General features: G+C 70.6%; 12 protein-coding genes and 3 pseudogenes. 8 read left to right on the top strand and 7 right to left on the bottom strand.

The annotated features are described in order from the left end of the window. Nucleotides 1–55: 55 nt before the first annotated feature. Nucleotides 56–829, bottom strand: coding sequence for a hypothetical protein (locus GTY47_RS39585; protein WP_010042416.1), 774 nt, complete (start codon nucleotides 827–829; stop codon nucleotides 56–58). Between the two features lie 164 nt (nucleotides 830–993). Then, a complete protein-coding gene (locus tag GTY47_RS39580; RefSeq protein WP_010042413.1) occupies nucleotides 994–2,667 on the bottom strand; it encodes a PucR family transcriptional regulator in 1,674 nt (557 codons plus the stop codon). Nucleotides 2,668–3,044: 377 nt separating this feature from the next. Here GTY47_RS39580 and GTY47_RS39575 point away from each other — a divergent pair, with 377 nt between their 5' ends. The 5 genes from GTY47_RS39575 (at nucleotide 3,045) to GTY47_RS39555 (ending at nucleotide 9,670) form a co-directional block, all read left to right on the top strand. Next, nucleotides 3,045–3,935 carry a xanthine dehydrogenase family protein subunit M gene (locus GTY47_RS39575; protein ID WP_010042411.1) on the top strand — a complete coding sequence of 297 codons (891 nt, stop codon included), beginning with the start codon at nucleotides 3,045–3,047 and terminating at the stop codon, nucleotides 3,933–3,935. Beyond that, the gene (locus GTY47_RS39570) at nucleotides 3,935–4,516 is read left to right on the top strand and encodes a (2Fe-2S)-binding protein (RefSeq protein WP_010042409.1); all 582 of its coding nucleotides are present in this window, start codon (nucleotides 3,935–3,937) and stop codon (nucleotides 4,514–4,516) included. The genes GTY47_RS39575 and GTY47_RS39570 overlap by 1 nt, the downstream gene beginning before the upstream one ends. Before the next feature lie 2 nt (nucleotides 4,517–4,518). Continuing rightward, on the top strand, nucleotides 4,519–6,918 hold the full coding sequence (locus tag GTY47_RS39565) for a molybdopterin cofactor-binding domain-containing protein (RefSeq protein WP_010042407.1): 2,400 nt from the start codon (nucleotides 4,519–4,521) through the stop codon (nucleotides 6,916–6,918). A 110-nt stretch (nucleotides 6,919–7,028) separates the two neighbouring features. Beyond that, nucleotides 7,029–8,486, top strand: a complete 1,458-nt coding sequence (locus tag GTY47_RS39560; RefSeq protein ID WP_010042405.1) for an NCS2 family permease — start codon at nucleotides 7,029–7,031, stop codon at nucleotides 8,484–8,486. Nucleotides 8,487–8,518: 32 nt separating this feature from the next. Next, complete coding sequence (locus tag GTY47_RS39555) at nucleotides 8,519–9,670, top strand: XdhC/CoxI family protein (RefSeq protein ID WP_010042403.1); 1,152 nt, start codon at nucleotides 8,519–8,521, stop codon at nucleotides 9,668–9,670. 7 nt (nucleotides 9,671–9,677) lie between these two features. On the opposite strand, the pseudogene GTY47_RS39550 reads toward GTY47_RS39555, so the two are convergent. Further along, nucleotides 9,678–10,145: pseudogene (locus GTY47_RS39550) on the bottom strand (methyltransferase); the annotation flags it as partial. Between GTY47_RS39550 and GTY47_RS39545 the strand changes: the two are divergent. Together GTY47_RS39545 and GTY47_RS39540 are read left to right on the top strand one after the other, a co-directional pair. Next, nucleotides 10,145–10,831: pseudogene (locus GTY47_RS39545) on the top strand (transcriptional regulator); the annotation flags it as partial. The pseudogenes GTY47_RS39550 and GTY47_RS39545 sit on opposite strands and share 1 nt — an antisense overlap. A gap of 15 nt (nucleotides 10,832–10,846) precedes the next feature. Further along, nucleotides 10,847–11,372: pseudogene (locus GTY47_RS39540) on the top strand (XRE family transcriptional regulator). 218 nt (nucleotides 11,373–11,590) lie between these two features. On the opposite strand, the gene GTY47_RS39535 reads toward GTY47_RS39540, so the two are convergent. The 4 genes from GTY47_RS39535 to GTY47_RS39520 all read right to left on the bottom strand — a co-directional run bounded on the left by GTY47_RS39535 (nucleotide 11,591) and on the right by GTY47_RS39520 (nucleotide 13,744). After that, a complete protein-coding gene (locus GTY47_RS39535) occupies nucleotides 11,591–12,229 on the bottom strand; it encodes a PASTA domain-containing protein (RefSeq protein WP_029181355.1) in 639 nt (212 codons plus the stop codon). Between the two features lie 392 nt (nucleotides 12,230–12,621). Beyond that, on the bottom strand, nucleotides 12,622–12,756 hold the full coding sequence (locus tag GTY47_RS41780; RefSeq protein WP_267880843.1) for a hypothetical protein: 135 nt from the start codon (nucleotides 12,754–12,756) through the stop codon (nucleotides 12,622–12,624). A 474-nt stretch (nucleotides 12,757–13,230) separates the two neighbouring features. Then, nucleotides 13,231–13,470 (bottom strand): hypothetical protein, encoded by a 240-nt coding sequence (locus GTY47_RS39525; protein WP_158688425.1) that lies wholly within the window; start codon nucleotides 13,468–13,470, stop codon nucleotides 13,231–13,233. 76 nt (nucleotides 13,471–13,546) lie between these two features. Continuing rightward, a complete protein-coding gene (locus GTY47_RS39520; protein WP_010042392.1) occupies nucleotides 13,547–13,744 on the bottom strand; it encodes a hypothetical protein in 198 nt (65 codons plus the stop codon). Nucleotides 13,745–14,807: 1,063 nt separating this feature from the next. Here GTY47_RS39520 and GTY47_RS39515 point away from each other — a divergent pair. Further along, a partial coding sequence (locus GTY47_RS39515; protein WP_158688426.1) for a SpoIIE family protein phosphatase occupies nucleotides 14,808–15,936 on the top strand: 1,129 nt, incomplete at its 3' end.

The following is a 15,936-nucleotide window of genomic DNA, read 5'->3' as shown; positions in this document are numbered from 1 at the left end:
CCGGGCTGCGGACCCACCCGGCCCCGGCAACGACGCCGGGTTGCCCATCGGCACCTCAAGCCGTCGCGGCCCCCGCAGCCGGTGGCACCGGGGCCAACTGCCGTGCCAACCACGTCGGCACACCCCCGAGCAACCGGAACAGCCGCCGGGCCTCCTCCCGCAGCCGGGCCGCCTCCGGCTCGGTCTCCGTGTCGGCGAGCGACACCAGCGCCGGCGCCGTACCGACGAGATAGCCCAGCTCCTCACGGATCCGCAGCGACTCGGCGAACCCGTGCCGCGCCTCCGCCAACTCCCCGTCGCGCAAGGCGAGTCCGGCCAGATGCCGCCACGTGAAGGACAGCAGCAACGGATCGGACTGCGCCGTCGCCCCCGCGTGCGCACGGCGATACGCGGCCCGCGCCGCCTGCGGTGACCGCGTCAGGTTCTCCGCGAGCAGCCCGCGACGGAAGTCCAGCAGGGCCCGCTGCGGAGCCCCCGGAGGGATCAGCGCCGCGGCCCGCCCCAGCGCCGCCCGCGCCTCGTCGGCCCGGTCGCGCACCGCGAGCAGCGTCGCGGCGTAGGCCAAGTACCCGCGTTCACAAGCGGCCGCGCCCCGCTCGTCGTCGCTGTGGGCCAGCGCCTCCGCGGTGCGCAGGGCGTCCTCGGCCTCCTCCCAGCCCTGCTCCGTGTACAGACACCGTTCCACCAGCAGCGACGCGCGTTGGAGCGCCGCCGCGGGGGTGTCCGGTAGCAGCAGGGCGGCCGCGTCGGCCCAGCACGCGCGTGAGCGCAGCCGCCATACCGCGGTCTGGAGGGGATCGTCACCGGCGGTCGTTCCGTTACCAGACATGGCGGAATGCGCCACGTTGCCCTCCCCGAGCACGCCATCGAGCTGTTGAGTGGTGGCGGCATCTCAGCACGAATCGCGGGGCCGGGCCAAGAGGGTGGGTGAAGGATTTCACAAAGTCGTGGGACTCCGGGGCGTCCCGCGTTCGGGCCGGGGCGCCCCGTGTCTCAGCTCATCCGCAGCGCCAGGAAGAAGTCCAGCTTGTCCTCCAGGCGTGACAGGTCACGGCTCGTCAACTGCTCGATGCGCCCCACCCGGTACCGCAGTGTGTTGACGTGGAGGTGGAGACGGGTGGCGCAGCGGGTCCAGGAGCCGTCGCAGTCGAGGAACGCCTCCAGCGTGGGGATCAGTTCGGCGCGGTGGCGGCGGTCGTAGTCGCGCAGCGGGTCCAGCAGGCGGGCCGTGAAGGCGCGGCGGACGTCGTCCGGGACGAAGGGCAGGAGGAGGACGTGGGAGGCCAGTTCCTGGTGGCCCGCCGCGCAGACCCGGCCCGGGCGGGCGGCCGCCACCCGGCGGGCGTGGCGGGCCTCCTCCAGTGCGCCGCGCAGGCCCTCCGCCGAGTGCACGGCCGCGCTGACGCCGAGTGTGAGGCGGCCGTCGTCGCTCAGGCCGGCCGTCAGGGGATCCCGTACGGACTCCAGGAGCGCGTCCGCGAGGACGCCGGTCTCGGAGCCGTCGTGCTCCGTCGAGACGGCGGGGAGCGGGACGAGGGCGACGGCCTCGTCGCCCGTGTGGGCCACCGCGATGCGGTCGGAGTGCTCCGGGCCCGCCGACAGGGGGTCGACGAGGATCTCCTCCAGCAGGGCCTGGGCGACCGGGCCCTCCTCGATACCGGCGCCGTCCCAGTCGACGCGGGCCACGACCACCTGCCAGTGCGGCGCGGTGCCGAGGCCGGGCAGCAGGACCGGGGCGGCCACCCGGAGGCGGGCGGCGATCTCCGCGGGGGCCGCGCCCGTCTGGACCAGTTCCAGGACCTCCTGGGCGAGGCGGCGGCGGACCGTGCGGGCGGCGTCGCGGCGGTCGCGCTCGACCGCGATCAGCTGGGTGACGCCGTACAGCAGGTCGAGGCGCTCCTCCGCCCAGTCCCCGGCGTCCGCCTCGACGGCCAGCAGCCAGTCGGACAGGACCGTCTCCCGGGCGTCCCGGGCGGTCTGCGGGGCGCGGCCCGTCGAGCGGATGGGGAAGAGGGAGTAGGTCGCGCCGCCCACGAGGACGCGGTGCGGGGCGCGGCGGCCCGTGCGGGTGGCGGCCAGGTGTTCCGCCGCCAGTCGGCCGCAGGCCTCGGCGGTGAGGGCGGGGCCCGACGTCTTCGGGCCCGCGATCAGGCGGCCGGTGGGGGAGAGGACCCAGGCGCGCAGGTCCAGGTCCGAGCCCAGGAGGTCCAGGACCACGTCCGGGCCGCCGCCCGCCGGGCCCGACGTCATCATCCGGCGGTGGCGGTCGACCACGGCCGCGAGGTCGCCGGCTCGCTCACCGGAGACCTGCCGTACGACGTGTTCGGTGATCGTCGCGAACGCCACCGACTCGTGCACCGCGAAGAGCGGGAGGCGGTGGCGGGCGCAGGCCTCGACCAGGTCGTCCGGTACGTCCCCGAGCTCGGCCTCGCCCGCAGCGAGGGCCGTGACCCCCTCCTGCACCAGGATCCGCACGAACGGTTCCGAGTCCGCGGCGTCCCGGCGCCAGGCCAGGCCCGTGAGCACCAGCTCGCCGCCCGAGAGGTAGCGGCTGGGATCGCGCAGGTCGGTGGTCATCACACCGCGCACGGTGCGGTCCAGCTCGTCCTCGCCGCCGAGCAGCTTGAGGCCCAGCGCGTCGGTGTCCAGCAGTGCGCGCAGCCGCATTCTCGTCGCCGCCGTTCTTTGTCTCGAAATCTATGGTGAATCTTGGTGGGGCAGAGGGATGAACGGTTGTTCGGTGGGCTGGTGGGCGATGGCCCTCGCCCTCCGAACCGGTCCTGGCCGTGTCCCAGGTCACGCGGCTGTGTCGCGCGTTTCCACAGGAAAACGAGGAGGTTTCTGATGGCCTCCGTTCATACGAATCTACAAGATGCCCGTCCTGGCCAGCCAACTCCTTCATGGTTTCCGTGACTGACCCGCCGGAGCACCGGCCTGTGTACTGAGTCCACTACGCGTCAACAGCACATGAACGAGCCGGGACCGCCGCACACGGATTGGCTCAATCTGCACGCCCCACGAGAAGACGAAGAAGAGAGCCGGTCATGGACTTCCTTCGCCCCGCCAGCTGGGAGGAGGCGCTCGCCGCGAAAGCCGAGCATCCCACCGCTGTGCCGATTGCGGGTGGCACCGACGTGATGGTCGAGATCAACTTCGACCACCGCCGGCCCGAGTACCTCATGGACCTGAACCGCATCGGCGACCTCTCCGAGTGGGAGGTCGGCGAGGAGAGCGTGCGGCTGGGTGCCTCCGTGCCCTACACGAGGATCATGGAGAACCTCCGCGCCGAGCTGCCGGGGCTCGCCCTCGCCTCGCACACGGTCGCCTCCCCGCAGATCCGCAACCGCGGCGGCGTCGGCGGCAACCTCGGCACCGCCTCCCCGGCCGGCGACGCCCACCCCGCCCTGCTCGCCGCGGGTGCCGAGGTGGAGGTGGAGTCGGTGCGCGGTGCGCGTCGCATCCCGATCGACGAGTTCTACAAGGGGGTGAAGCGCAACGCCCTGGCCCCGGACGAGCTGATCCGGGCCGTGCACGTGCGGAAGGCCGACGGGCCGCAGCAGTTCTCCAAGGTGGGGACCCGGAACGCGATGGTCATCGCCGTGTGCGCCTTCGGGCTCGCGCTGCACCCGCGGACGCGGACCGTGCGGACCGGCATCGGTTCGGCCGCTCCGACACCCGTTCGGGCCAAGACCGCCGAGGAGTTCCTGAACGCGGCCCTGGAGGAGGGCGGCTTCTGGGACAACGGGAAGATCATCACCCCCTCCGTCGCCAAGCAGTTCGCGGACCTGTGCTCCGCCGCCTGCAACCCGATCGACGACGTCCGGGGCACCGCGAGCTACCGCCGCCACGCGGTCGGCGTCATGGCCCGCCGCACGCTGACCTGGACCTGGGAGTCCTATCGCGGCGCGCGCCGCATCACCGAGGGAGCTGCGTAATGCGCGTCAACTTCACGGTCAACGGCCGTCCGCAGGAAGCCGACGACGTGTGGGAGGGCGAGTCCCTGCTGTACGTGCTGAGGGAGCGGCTCGGCCTGCCGGGGTCGAAGAACGCCTGCGAGCAGGGCGAGTGCGGCTCGTGCACGGTCCGCCTGGACGGTGTGCCGGTGTGTTCGTGCCTGGTCGCGGCCGGTCAGGTGGAGGGCCGCGAGGTCGTCACCGTCGAGGGGCTCGCCGACTACGCCAGGCAGCGCGCCGAGGGCGGCTGCGCGAGCGGCGCCTGCGGTACGTCGCTGCAGAACGCCCAGCAGTGGGAGGCCAGGGGCACCGACTCGCAGACCGGCGAGGGCACCGAGCTCTCCCCGATCCAGCAGGCGTTCATCGACGCCGGCGCCGTCCAGTGCGGCTTCTGCACGCCGGGTCTGCTGGTCGCCGCCGACGAGATGCTGGAGCGCAACCCCACCCCGACCGACGCGGACATCCGCGAGGCCCTGTCGGGCAACCTGTGCCGCTGCACCGGCTACGAGAAGATCATGGACGCGGTCCGCCTGGCGGCCGCCCGGCAGGGAGAGGCGGTCTGATCATGTCTTCCCCCAACGGAACCCCCACCAAGATCACCCAGGGCTCGCAGACCAAGGGCGGCATCGGCGAGTCCACGCTCCGCCCGGACGGCGTCCTCAAGGTCACCGGTGAGTTCGCGTACTCGTCCGACATGTGGCACGAGGACATGCTGTGGGGCCAGATCCTCCGCTCGACCGTGGCACACGCCGAGATCGTCTCCATCGACACGAGCGAGGCCCTGGCCCTGCCGGGCGTCCACGCCGTGCTGACGTACGACGACCTGCCGACCGACGTGAAGAACTACGGGCTGGAGATCCAGGACACCCCGGTCCTCGCCCACGGCAAGGTCCGCCACCACGGCGAGCCGGTCGCGATCGTCGCCGCCGACCACCCGGAGACCGCGCGCCGCGCCGCCGCGAAGATCAAGGTGGACTACCGGGAGCTGCCCGTCATCACCGACGAGGCCTCCGCGACCGCGCCGGACGCGATCCTCGTCCACGAGAACCGCGACGACCACCACGCCGGTCATGTCCCGCACCCGAACATCGTCCACCGCCAGCCGATCGTCCGCGGGGACGTGGCCCGGGCCCGCGAGCGGGCCGACGTGATCGTCGAGGGCGAGTACACCTTCGGCATGCAGGACCAGGCCTTCCTCGGCCCCGAGTCCGGCCTCGCCGTGCCGGAGGAGGACGGCGGCGTCCACCTCTACATCGCCACCCAGTGGCTGCACAGCGACCTGCGCCAGATCGCGCCCGTGCTCGGCCTGCCCGAGGACAAGGTGCGGATGACGCTGTCCGGCGTCGGCGGCGCGTTCGGCGGCCGCGAGGACCTGTCGATGCAGATCCACGCCTGCCTGCTGGCGCTGCGCACGGGCAAGCCCGTCAAGATCGTCTACAACCGGTTCGAGTCCTTCTTCGGGCACGTCCACCGCCACCCCGCCAAGCTCCACTACGAGCACGGGGCCACCAAGGACGGCAAGCTCACGCACATGAAGTGCCGGATCGTCCTGGACGGCGGCGCCTACGCCTCCGCCTCCCCGGCCGTCGTCGGCAACGCCTCCTCCCTGTCGGTCGGCCCGTACGTGATCGACGACGTGGACATCGAGGCCATCGCCCTCTACACCAACAACCCGCCCTGCGGCGCCATGCGCGGCTTCGGCGCGGTCCAGGCCTGCTTCGCCTACGAGGCGCAGATGGACAAGCTGGCGAAGGAACTCGGCATGGATCCGGTGGAGTTCCGGCAGCTCAACGCCATGGAGCAGGGCACGATCATGCCGACGGGGCAGCCGGTCGACTCGCCGGCCCCGGTCGCCGAACTCCTGCGCCGCGTCAAGGCGATGCCGATGCCACCGGAGCGCCAGTGGGAGTCCAGTGAGGGCGCCGACGTACGGCAGCTGCCGGGCGGTCTGTCCAACACCACGCACGGCGAAGGCGTCGTACGCGGTGTCGGCTACGCGGTGGGCATCAAGAACGTGGGCTTCTCCGAGGGGTTCGACGACTACTCGACCGCGAAGGTCCGGATGGAGGTCGTCGGCGGCGAGCCCGTCGTCACCGTCCACACGGCCATGGCCGAGGTCGGCCAGGGCGGTGTCACGGTCCACGCGCAGATCGCCCGCACCGAACTGGGCGTCACGCAGGTGACCATCAACCCGGCCGACACGCGGGTGGGCAGCGCCGGTTCGACGTCGGCCTCCCGGCAGACGTACGTCACCGGTGGCGCCGTGAAGAACGCCTGTGAGCTGGTCCGCGAGAAGGTGCTGGAGATCGGCCGCCGCAAGTTCGGCTCCTACCACCCGGCCTGGGCGACGGCCGAACTGCTGCTGGAGGGCGGCAAGGTCGTCACCGACGGCGGCGAGGTCCTCGGCGACCTGGCCGACGTCCTGGAGGACGAGGTCGTCGAGGTCGAGGAGGAGTGGCGGCACCGGCCGACCGAGCCCTTCGACCTGCGCACCGGCCAGGGCAACGGACACGTCCAGTACTCCTTCGCCGCGCACCGCGCCGTCGTCGAGGTCGACACCGAGCTCGGCCTGGTGAAGGTCATCGAGCTGGCCTGCGCCCAGGACGTCGGCAAGGCGCTCAACCCGCTGTCCGTGCTCGGCCAGATCCAGGGCGGCACGACACAGGGTCTGGGCGTGGCGGTCATGGAGGAGATCATCGTCGACCCCAAGACGGCGAAGGTGAAGAACCCCTCCTTCACGGACTACCTGATCCCGACCATCCTCGACACGCCGACCATCCCGGTCGACGTCCTCGAACTCGCCGACGAGCACGCCCCGTACGGGCTGCGCGGCATCGGCGAGGCACCCACCCTGTCGTCGACGCCGGCGGTCCTCGCGGCCATCCGGAACGCGACCGGGCTCGAGCTGAACCGGACTCCGGTACGGCCCGAGCACCTGACGGGTACGTCACTCTCCGAGGCCTGAACAGGAGAGTTCCGTCCGGGGGACCGCGTCCCCCGGGCCCCCTCGTTCGTCTCGGGCCGTCCCCCGGGTCGTGCATCCCAACCCCCTATGAAACTTGGGAGTAGGCCCACATGACCCAGCAGTCACTGGAGCCGAGGACCACAGCCGAGGACGCGGGCGAAGGCACCCGCGTCCCGGCCGGACGGTCCTGGCTCGACCGGTACTTCCACATATCCCACAGAGGGTCCACGGTCGCGCGCGAAGTGCGCGGCGGCGTCACCACCTTCATGGCGATGGCGTACATCCTCCTGCTCAACCCCCTGATCCTGTCCGGCAAGGACGCGGCGGGGAACACCCTCGCGCAGCAGGGCCTGATCACCGCGACCGCGTTCGCGGCGGCCCTCACCACGCTGCTGATGGGTTTCGTCGGCAAGGTGCCGCTCGCCCTCGCCGCCGGTCTCTCCGTCTCCGGAGTCCTCGCCTCCCAGGTCGCGCCCGAGATGACCTGGCCGCAGGCGATGGGCATGTGCGTGATGTACGGCGTGGTCATCATGCTGCTGGTCGTCACCGGTCTGCGCGAGATGATCATGAACGCGATCCCGCTCGCGCTCAAGCACGGCATCACCATGGGCATCGGTCTGTTCATCGCCCTCATCGGCTTCTACAAGTCCGGCTTCGTGCACCAGGGGAAGGCCACCCCCGTCACGCTCGGCCCGGCGGGCGAACTGGCCGGCTGGCCGGTGCTGCTGTTCGCCGGCACCCTCCTGCTGATCTTCATGCTCCAGGCCCGGAACATCCCGGGCGCCATCCTCATCGGCATCGTCAGCGGCACGGTCGTCGCGGCGATCCTGAACGCCGCCGGCGTCATCGACCCCAGGCAATGGGCGGGCGGTGCCCCCGAGCTGCACGGCAGCGCGGTGTCCATGCCCGACTTCTCGCTCTTCGGGGACGTGGAGTTCGGCGGCTGGGGCGAGGTCGGCGCGATGACCGTCGGCATGATCGTGTTCACGCTGGTGCTGGCCGGGTTCTTCGACGCGATGGCGACCATCATCGGCGTCGGCACCGAGGCCGAGCTCGCCGACGACAAGGGCCGGATGCCGGGCCTGTCCAAGGCGCTGTTCATCGACGGTGCCGGCGGTGCGATCGGCGGTGTCTCGGGCGGCTCCGGCCAGACCGTGTTCATCGAGTCGGCGACCGGTGTCGGCGAGGGCGCCCGCACGGGTCTCGCGTCCGTGGTCACCGGCCTGTTCTTCGCGGCCTGCCTGTTCTTCACGCCGCTCACCGCGATCGTGCCGCAGGAGGTCGCCTCCGCCGCCCTCGTCGTCATCGGCGCGATGATGCTGATGAACGCCCGGCACGTGGACTGGGCCGACCGGGCCACCGCCGTCCCGGTGTTCCTCACGGTCGTGCTGATGCCCTTCACGTACACCATCACCACCGGTGTCGCCGCGGGCGTCATCTCCTACGTGGCCATCAAGACCGCCCAGGGCAAGGTGCGCGAGATCGGCGCCTTCATGTGGATCCTGACGGCGGTGTTCCTCGTCTACTTCGCCCTCAACCCGATCGAGAGCTGGCTGGGCGTCCACTGACGCCCGCCGCAGCCTTAAGGAGACCGAGACAGATGCTGGACATCGCCGAGGAGCTGAACCGGTGGGTCGAGCAGGGCCGTGACTTCGCCGTGGCCACCGTGGTGGCCGTCGGCGGCAGCGCGCCCCGGCAGCCGGGAGCCGCGCTCGCGGTGGACGCCGAGGGCACGGCGATCGGCTCGGTCTCCGGGGGCTGCGTGGAGGGCGCGGTCTACGAGCTGTGCGAACAGGCGCTGCGGGACGGCGACACCGTCCTGGAGCGCTTCGGATACAGCGACGACGACGCCTTCGCCGTGGGTCTGACCTGCGGCGGCGTCATCGACATCCTGGTCACCCCGGTGCGGGCCGGCGATCCGGCCCGGCCGGTGGTCGCGTCCGCGCTCACCGCCGCCGCCCGAGGGGAGGCGGCGGCGGTGGCGCGGATCGTTTCGGGTCCGCGCGAACTGACGGGCCGGGCCCTGCTGGTCCGCCCCGACGGCACGCTCGAGGGGGGCTTCGGCGCCCATCCGGAACTGGACCGTACGGTCGCCGCGGAGGCGGGCGCCTTCCTGGACGCCGGCCGCACGGGCACCCTGGAGATCGGAGAGCAGGGCTCTCGCTGCGGAGCGCCGCTCACCGTCCTGGTCGAGTCCTCCGTCCCGCCGCCCCGCATGATCGTGTTCGGCGCGATCGACTTCGCCTCCGCCCTGGTCCGCATCGGCAAGTTCCTCGGCTACCGCGTCACGGTGTGCGACGCGCGCCCCGTCTTCGCGACCCGGGCGCGCTTCCCGGAGGCCGACGAGATCGTCGTCGAGTGGCCCCACCGCTACCTGGAGGGCACGGACGTCGACGCCCGCACGGTCCTGTGCGTGCTGACCCACGACGCCAAGTTCGACGTGCCCCTGCTGAAACTGGCGCTGCGCCTGCCGGTGGCGTACGTCGGTGCCATGGGCTCCCGGCGCACCCACCTGGACCGCAACGCGCGCCTGCGCGACGTCGGTGTCACCGAGCTGGAATTGAGCCGGCTGCGCTCGCCGATCGGCCTGGACCTCGGGGCCCGTACGCCCGAGGAGACGGCCCTGTCGATCGCGTCGGAGATCGTCGCCGGGCGGCGCGGCGGCAGCGGGGTCTCGCTGACCGGGGCCCACACGCCGATCCACCACGAGCCGGAGTCGCAGGCGGTCGGGCGGATCGGGTCGGTGGCCTGAGGCCGGCTCAGCGGGCCACGGCCTCCAGCAGGGAGAACGGCTCGGCCTCCGGGAGCGGGCCGACGGAGCCGAGGGACAGGCCGGCGGCATCGCACAGGTCCGCGAAGTCCTGGCGGGTGCGCTCCCTGCCGCCCACGTTCACCAGCATGTTGAGGTCGCTGAGGTACGTGCTCCCGTCTCCGCCGGTCGTGACGGCCTCGGGCAGCACCGGTTCCAGGATCAGGACCCGCCCGCCCGGAGGCAGTACGGCGCGGCAGTGGCGCAGGATCGTGACCGCCCGGTCGTCCGGCCAGTCGTGCAGGATGCTCTTCATCAGGTAGAGGTCCGAGCCCCCGGGCACCGACCGGAAGAAGTCCCCGGCGACCAGGGAGCAGCGGTCGGTGAGCCCGTGCCGCCGCAGGGTCTCGGGCGCCTGGGCGAGGCCGTCGGCAGTGTCGAGGACGACGCCCTTGAGATCCGGGAACGCCGTGAGGATACGCCACGCCCACCGTCGCCTACGCCGTGGAGCTCGGCTACGACGTCGCGCCGCTCGAGGCGTACGTGCGGTACGAGAACGGCCGCTACCTGGACGGCTGGTACAACCGGCTCCGCGACGCCTACCTCACCACGATGGCCGACCTCGGCGTGCACGCCGACCTGTCGCCGGCCGACTTCCTGGCGGCCATGGACGGCTACGAGGAGCGTGACCCGCAGCTGGCGATCGTCGTCTTGGCGATCAAGGCGAAGGTCAAGGGCGGCCTGGGCAAGCTGCGCGAGCGCCCGCGCGGTGAGGGCTGGCGGCAGGGCAAGCCCTGGCGGGCCTTGTCCCGGCCGACGTGGCGGCCGGACATCCGCGCGGCGGTCATCTCCCGCACGCGCATCAACCTGCACCGGAAGATCGTCAGGCATGCGGCGTTCACCGGGCAGTACCCGGTGGCGATCCTGTCCGACTGCGTCGTGTACGCGGCCGACGGCGAGAGCCCTCTGGACTTCCTGCCCTGCCGGGACGGCAAGCCGCTGCCCGGCGGCTTCAAGCTCGGCATCAACCCGGGCCTGGTCAAGCACGAGGGCACACAGACCGTGCTGTGGGGCGAGGAGGTCCGCGAGCGGTTCAACGCCCCGGAGCTCAACCTCGCCCGGTATATCAAGGACGGCACCGTCACCGACGTCGACAACAGAGAGGAGGAGAGGGCGACGATGAGCCTGTTCGGGGACGGCCTGGACGCCGCGGTGCAGAAGGCGTTCACCCGCCCGGCGCCCAAGAGCGCGGGCGCGCAGATGCGGTACCTGGTCAAGCAGATGAAGGGCACCAAGCCGGTCGCCCAGATGTTGCGGGTCTCCCAGCGCACCGTCGAGCGGTACGTGAAGGACCGGATCAAGAAGCCGCGCCCGGACCTCGCCGCGCGCCTGGAGCGCGAGGTGAAGGCCCGGTTGCAGCCGCAGATCCGGGCCAAGGCCCGGCAGCAGGCGGCGACGACCGGCGGCATCGTCATCGACACGCGCGCCCGGATCGGCTACACCGCGCCGGTCGGATCCACCGACGAGGACCGCCTGCGTCACCTCACGGTGGCGCTGCCAGGAGCAGGGCGCCACCGAGCAGCGCCTCAAGGAGATCGCCGCTGAGGCGCTCAAGGAGGTGTACTTCCGGGACGGCGGCCGCCGCGCCGGCCAGTTGGAGGAGGTCCACTTCACGGACATCCAGCACCTCGAGTTCGACCTGTAGCAGCCGCACCCCGAACAGCCTGCGAGCGGACCGCTTGGTACGGGCTCGCTCGCGTATCCGCGAGGGGTGTGAAGCGGCGTGATGGCCTTCGGTTCCGTCATCGGGCAGCGGGTGCTACTGGGTGCCTACACCGAATCGACGGTGGGCTTGGGGCCGGATTGCCTGTGGCACGTGTGAGGGGACATTGCTGACGATGCTGGACTGTCAGCCGGCGGGTCTCAGCAGGTCTCTTCGAACTTCACAGCGTTGAGCGTCACTGGTTGACCTTCGAGCTTGGTGCCAGCAGCGGGTTCCTGGGAACACACCTTCCAGTTGGACTCGATGACGATGACGCGGCCTTCGCCGGAGGCGTCGTTGACGACGATGCTGGCGTTGGAAGGGAGTGCCTCGCGAGCGACCTTGACGGACTTGCCTTTGAAGTCGGGCATCGACGCTCCGGCAGTCTCGGTCTGGGTGCCTTGGTCGGTGGCCGGGCAGGTCTCTTCGAGCTTGACGGTGGCGAAGTCGACCTTGGAGTTGGTCGGGTGCTGACCGGGGTCTGGGGCCTGGAAGCAGACCTTCCAATTGCGGTCGTCGAACTGCTCTCGGCCGCGACCGAGGGCATCGTGTGAGGTCAGATTGTAGAAGCCTGCATCTTGGGCCTGGTCCTGCGCGGACTGCAGGCCTTTGCCGATCATGTCTGGCAGAGAGGCGGACTCTGGCGTTGGCGTGGGCTTGTCGGCGGGTGCGCTGGTCGTGGTGTCCGGCGTTCGCGTCGGCTCGTCGTCAGTGGGGGTGCCGTTGCCGCCACAGGCGCTGAGGCTGGCCAGCGTGGTGAGGCAGGCCGCAGCGAGGGTGGTGCGTACTTGGGTGTGCATGATCCCCCCAAGGGTCGTGCGTGGGCGAGGGGTCGGCAAGCGCGACCTGCGGGATTCCCGAGGCAGGCGTGTCGCTTTATGGTAGTATGCTCGATTTTTACAATAGCCCGCCCGATGCCGGGCGGGCGCTGAGGGCTTCACCCCTGATGAGGGGTCTCCTGGCGGCGGGCGGAGGTGGCCTTTAGCACTCAGGAAGGCGCCGTGGTGCCCGACGCGGCACGCGCGGCCGGCACCGCGGCGTCCGGCTGCGCGGCGACGGGAGCCTGGTCGACGAAGTCCCGTACGAGCGCCACGGTCTCGGGCACCGTGACGTCCTTCGTCAATTTCTGGCTGTGCCACCAGCAATCCAGCTCAAAGCGGTGCGCGCCGTGGGCGAGTGCCACGTGCCTGACCTACATCTGGCGTCGGCATCGGCGGCCGCGGTGGCGCTCGGTCGCCTCCAGATGCTTCTGGACGATGGCGACGTGGTACCGGCCGGGCAGGGACCGCCGCTCCAGGCAGCCGCGGCACTCCAGCAAGTGCAGCACGGACCCTCCTAGTGCTCCAGGCGCCCGGGGAGCTCTTGCCCTCGAACGTGTTGCAGCTGCCGCACAACGCACAGGCGGCACAGGTGGTCGACGGCGCGGGTGCCTCGCACGCGGGGCGAGTCGCACAGCACGCCGCGCAGGTCACCGGTGTACCGCTGGAAGGCGGCTCCCGAGCACGGCGGGCACAGGGTGACGTAGCCGAGCGGGCTCGGCGACGCCATCCGCCCCAGCGCGGGACGGGCCCTCCGTCGTCTTCGACCACCCGCCGTTCGAGATCGTCGCGGTCTTGTACGAGGCGGACCTCTTGGCCGGAGGTGTGCCGTGTCAGCCATGTTGTGGCGCACTGGTCTCGCGTCGCCTGACGCGACGTGCCGCTGTGCTGGCGAGCGGGTAGCTCTCAGGGATGTCTGTGGCGGCCCGGGTGAACGGCTCCCGCCCGGCGGCCGCAGTCTGGTTGACGACACCCAGTCCGGCTCAGCAGTTCAGCCACGCGCCCGAGGCCCACCAGGCCGCTCTGCTTGTCCCTTTCCACCGGCGCTCCGCGCGCACCCACCGGGCGATGTCTCCGTCGTTCGGGCGCTGCCCGGTGAGGCAGCCGGCCCGCACCAGCCACACCAGGCACAGCAGCACCTCGATCATGATCACCATCCGCAGAGCGACCCGCAGCGCCCGTAACCTTCCCCCGTCGCCCATCGCCTGCGTCGGTCTGGCCACGGGAAAGGTACTGACCCTGCTCCGTCGCCGCCAGGACGTCCTCACCCAGAGGAGTGGGCCACCTTTTGTTGACGGGCTACCGGCCAAGGAAGGCGAGGATGCCAAGACACAGGGTCAGGGCTGCAGCAAAGGTGACACCGCTGCGTGAAAGGGCCGCCGGAATGGCGGCTCCCTCCCAACGGGCAAGGCCGAAGGCGATCACTGCGGCAACCGTGGCGAACAAGACGGCCACCGCCAGGACGAGAAGCAGGAACGCCGTGGAGCCGTAGTTCACGAGTGCACCGCCTTGATGAGGTTTCACCGGGAAGGGATTGGGACGATCCTGAGTAAAACCCGCTGGTGAGCCGGTTGAATGTTCTCCGGCGACAACAGGGGGTTGTCCGGTGAACAACTGAGCGGGAGGGCCCGTGGGGGGCAAGGGGAGACGACCGGGCCGGCCGTGGGCACCGCCCAGAGGGTCGTGTGCTGAGATCAATCAGTTGGTTGAGCAGGTGCGGTCCTGGCTGGACGATGCCTCAATGTCGGTGAGGCAGCTCCACCAGCGTCTTACGCCGGACCACTTCACGGCCGGGGCGGTGCCCGAAGTGCGCCGACTGCGTGATCTGTTGTCCGGTGAGGCACTGACGTGGGACCTGGTCGAAGCGGTGGCTGACGTCTGTTTCCCCGACGAACCGGTCGACCGTGCCGGGCAGCGCCTGCAGATGGCACGAGACTTATGGGAAAGGGCCCGGGCCAGTCCGACGCCGCTTGCGGAGGGCACGAAAGAGCTGGCACTCGCTCATGACCTGCTGGCGGCTAAGGACCGAACCATTGAGGTGTATCAGGAACTGCAGGTCGTCCGGCAGGCCTACGAGGCCAGCGAGCGCAGCCGGGCGCAGGCGCTTCAGATCGCCACGCTTCTGTTCGCCATGCTCGGCCAGGCTCAGGCAAAGGCGGTGGAACTGAAACGCCGGGTTGACGCCCTACAGGTGCTACCGCCAACGGACCCGGAGGGGCACACAGCGCTCGAGCTACGCCTGTCCCGCGCGCAGCGGCAGCAGATCGATCTGCGTCAGCAGCTGGCTCGTGCAGAGCAGGAGAGAGACACGGCCCAGCAGGTGGCCGACCATGCTGCGCGCCGCATTCAGCTTCTGGAAGCCGAACTCGCTGAGCTGCGCAAGTGGGCAGGATATGAGGATCGCGACTTCGCGCAGGAGCTGACCCCCCAGGCTCCTCAGCCCGGCTTGCAAGCGATCTCTGACGATGACGCGGCTCTCGACGATGTCGATCTTGCCTTGGAGAAGGCGCGGGCCGTGCTTGATGAGGAGCACGATGCCGTTCAGCAAGCTGCCCAGGACATGGGGTATCGCGCATCTCCGCGCTCGGATTCTGCCAGCGGCACCATCAAGTTGGTGCCGGCCCAAGCTCAGCACTTAGTCACCCAACAGTCCCTGCCTCGGGCAGATGAAGAGCCCTCTACGTTGTCCCGAACAACCCGGGACAACCAGCTGACCAGCACCGACGCCACTTTTCCTGTCGATGCATCGCGCCTGTCGGCTGATCGTTTGCGCTACATAGGTGCCGCGACCCGGCGCATCGCCCGGGGCCTAGACCTGGACGAAATTGTGATGGGGCTGTGCCGGGCCACCGTGCCTACCTTCTCCGACGCGATCCTGGTCTACCTACGCGACCCGTTGCCCGTCGGCGATGAGCGGCCCACCGGCCCGCTGGTGCTCCGGCTGAGCCGCACCGACCATAGGCCGGGGGAGGGCGAAGCCGACGGGGGGTTCATGCCGCTGGTACAGCTGGAGCCCACCGAGCTGGACGTGGTCGGCACGCAGCTGTGCGAGGTTCGGCCCGGTAGCGCGCTCGCCGAGGTGCTGCGCGGCGTGCGCCCAATCTTCACCAACACGCCCGCAGCCCGGGCGGCCCTGCCCGAGCTGCTCGGAAAGAACGCTGAGTGCTGCGTCCCACCCGGAAAGCGCGCGATCCTCGCGCCACTGCGCGGCCGGCGCCGGGTGATCGGCACCGCGCTGTTCCTGTGCAACCCCGAGCGGCGCGCATTCCAGGAGGACGACCTGCTGGTGGCGGCGCAGCTCGCCACGCACAGTGCACTGAGCATCGATAGGACAGCGTTGAACGGGCGCGAGGCGTTTATCGCTGACGAGCTGCAGCGCAGAATGCTCCCGGAGACCCTGCCCCGCTGCACCGGTGTGCGGTTGGCCTCCCGTTATCTGCCTGCGGCGGAGACGGTCCGGGTGGGCGGCGACTGGTACGACGCGATCCCGTTGCCCGGCAGCCGGGTTGCCCTGGTCGTCGGTGACGTCATGGGCCACGACATGACGTCGGCAGCCCTTATGGGCCAACTCCGCACCACTGCACAGACGCTCGCGGGCCTGGACCTGCCGCCGCACGAGGTGCTGCACGCCCTCGATGAGCAAGCCCAGCGACTGGGCACTGACTACATCGCGACCTGCCTGTACGCCG

Origin of the sequence: Streptomyces sp. SID5464 (genome assembly GCF_009862985.1) — a bacterium.
Classification (GTDB): Bacteria; Actinomycetota; Actinomycetes; order Streptomycetales; family Streptomycetaceae; genus Streptomyces; species Streptomyces chartreusis_D.
This window is presented reverse-complemented; position numbering and strand designations above follow the sequence as displayed.

What these genes read in the sequence shown, in the direction of transcription:
- GTY47_RS39585 (WP_010042416.1), bottom strand. Translation starts at nt 829, where the DNA reads ATGTCTGGTAACGGAACGACCGCCGGTGACGATCCCCTCCAGACCGCG.
- GTY47_RS39580 (WP_010042413.1), bottom strand. Translation starts at nt 2,667, where the DNA reads ATGCGGCTGCGCGCACTGCTGGACACCGACGCGCTGGGCCTCAAGCTG.
- GTY47_RS39575 (WP_010042411.1), top strand. Translation starts at nt 3,045, where the DNA reads ATGGACTTCCTTCGCCCCGCCAGCTGGGAGGAGGCGCTCGCCGCGAAA.
- GTY47_RS39570 (WP_010042409.1), top strand. Translation starts at nt 3,935, where the DNA reads ATGCGCGTCAACTTCACGGTCAACGGCCGTCCGCAGGAAGCCGACGAC.
- GTY47_RS39565 (WP_010042407.1), top strand. Translation starts at nt 4,519, where the DNA reads ATGTCTTCCCCCAACGGAACCCCCACCAAGATCACCCAGGGCTCGCAG.
- GTY47_RS39560 (WP_010042405.1), top strand. Translation starts at nt 7,029, where the DNA reads ATGACCCAGCAGTCACTGGAGCCGAGGACCACAGCCGAGGACGCGGGC.
- GTY47_RS39555 (WP_010042403.1), top strand. Translation starts at nt 8,519, where the DNA reads ATGCTGGACATCGCCGAGGAGCTGAACCGGTGGGTCGAGCAGGGCCGT.
- GTY47_RS39535 (WP_029181355.1), bottom strand. Translation starts at nt 12,229, where the DNA reads ATGCACACCCAAGTACGCACCACCCTCGCTGCGGCCTGCCTCACCACG.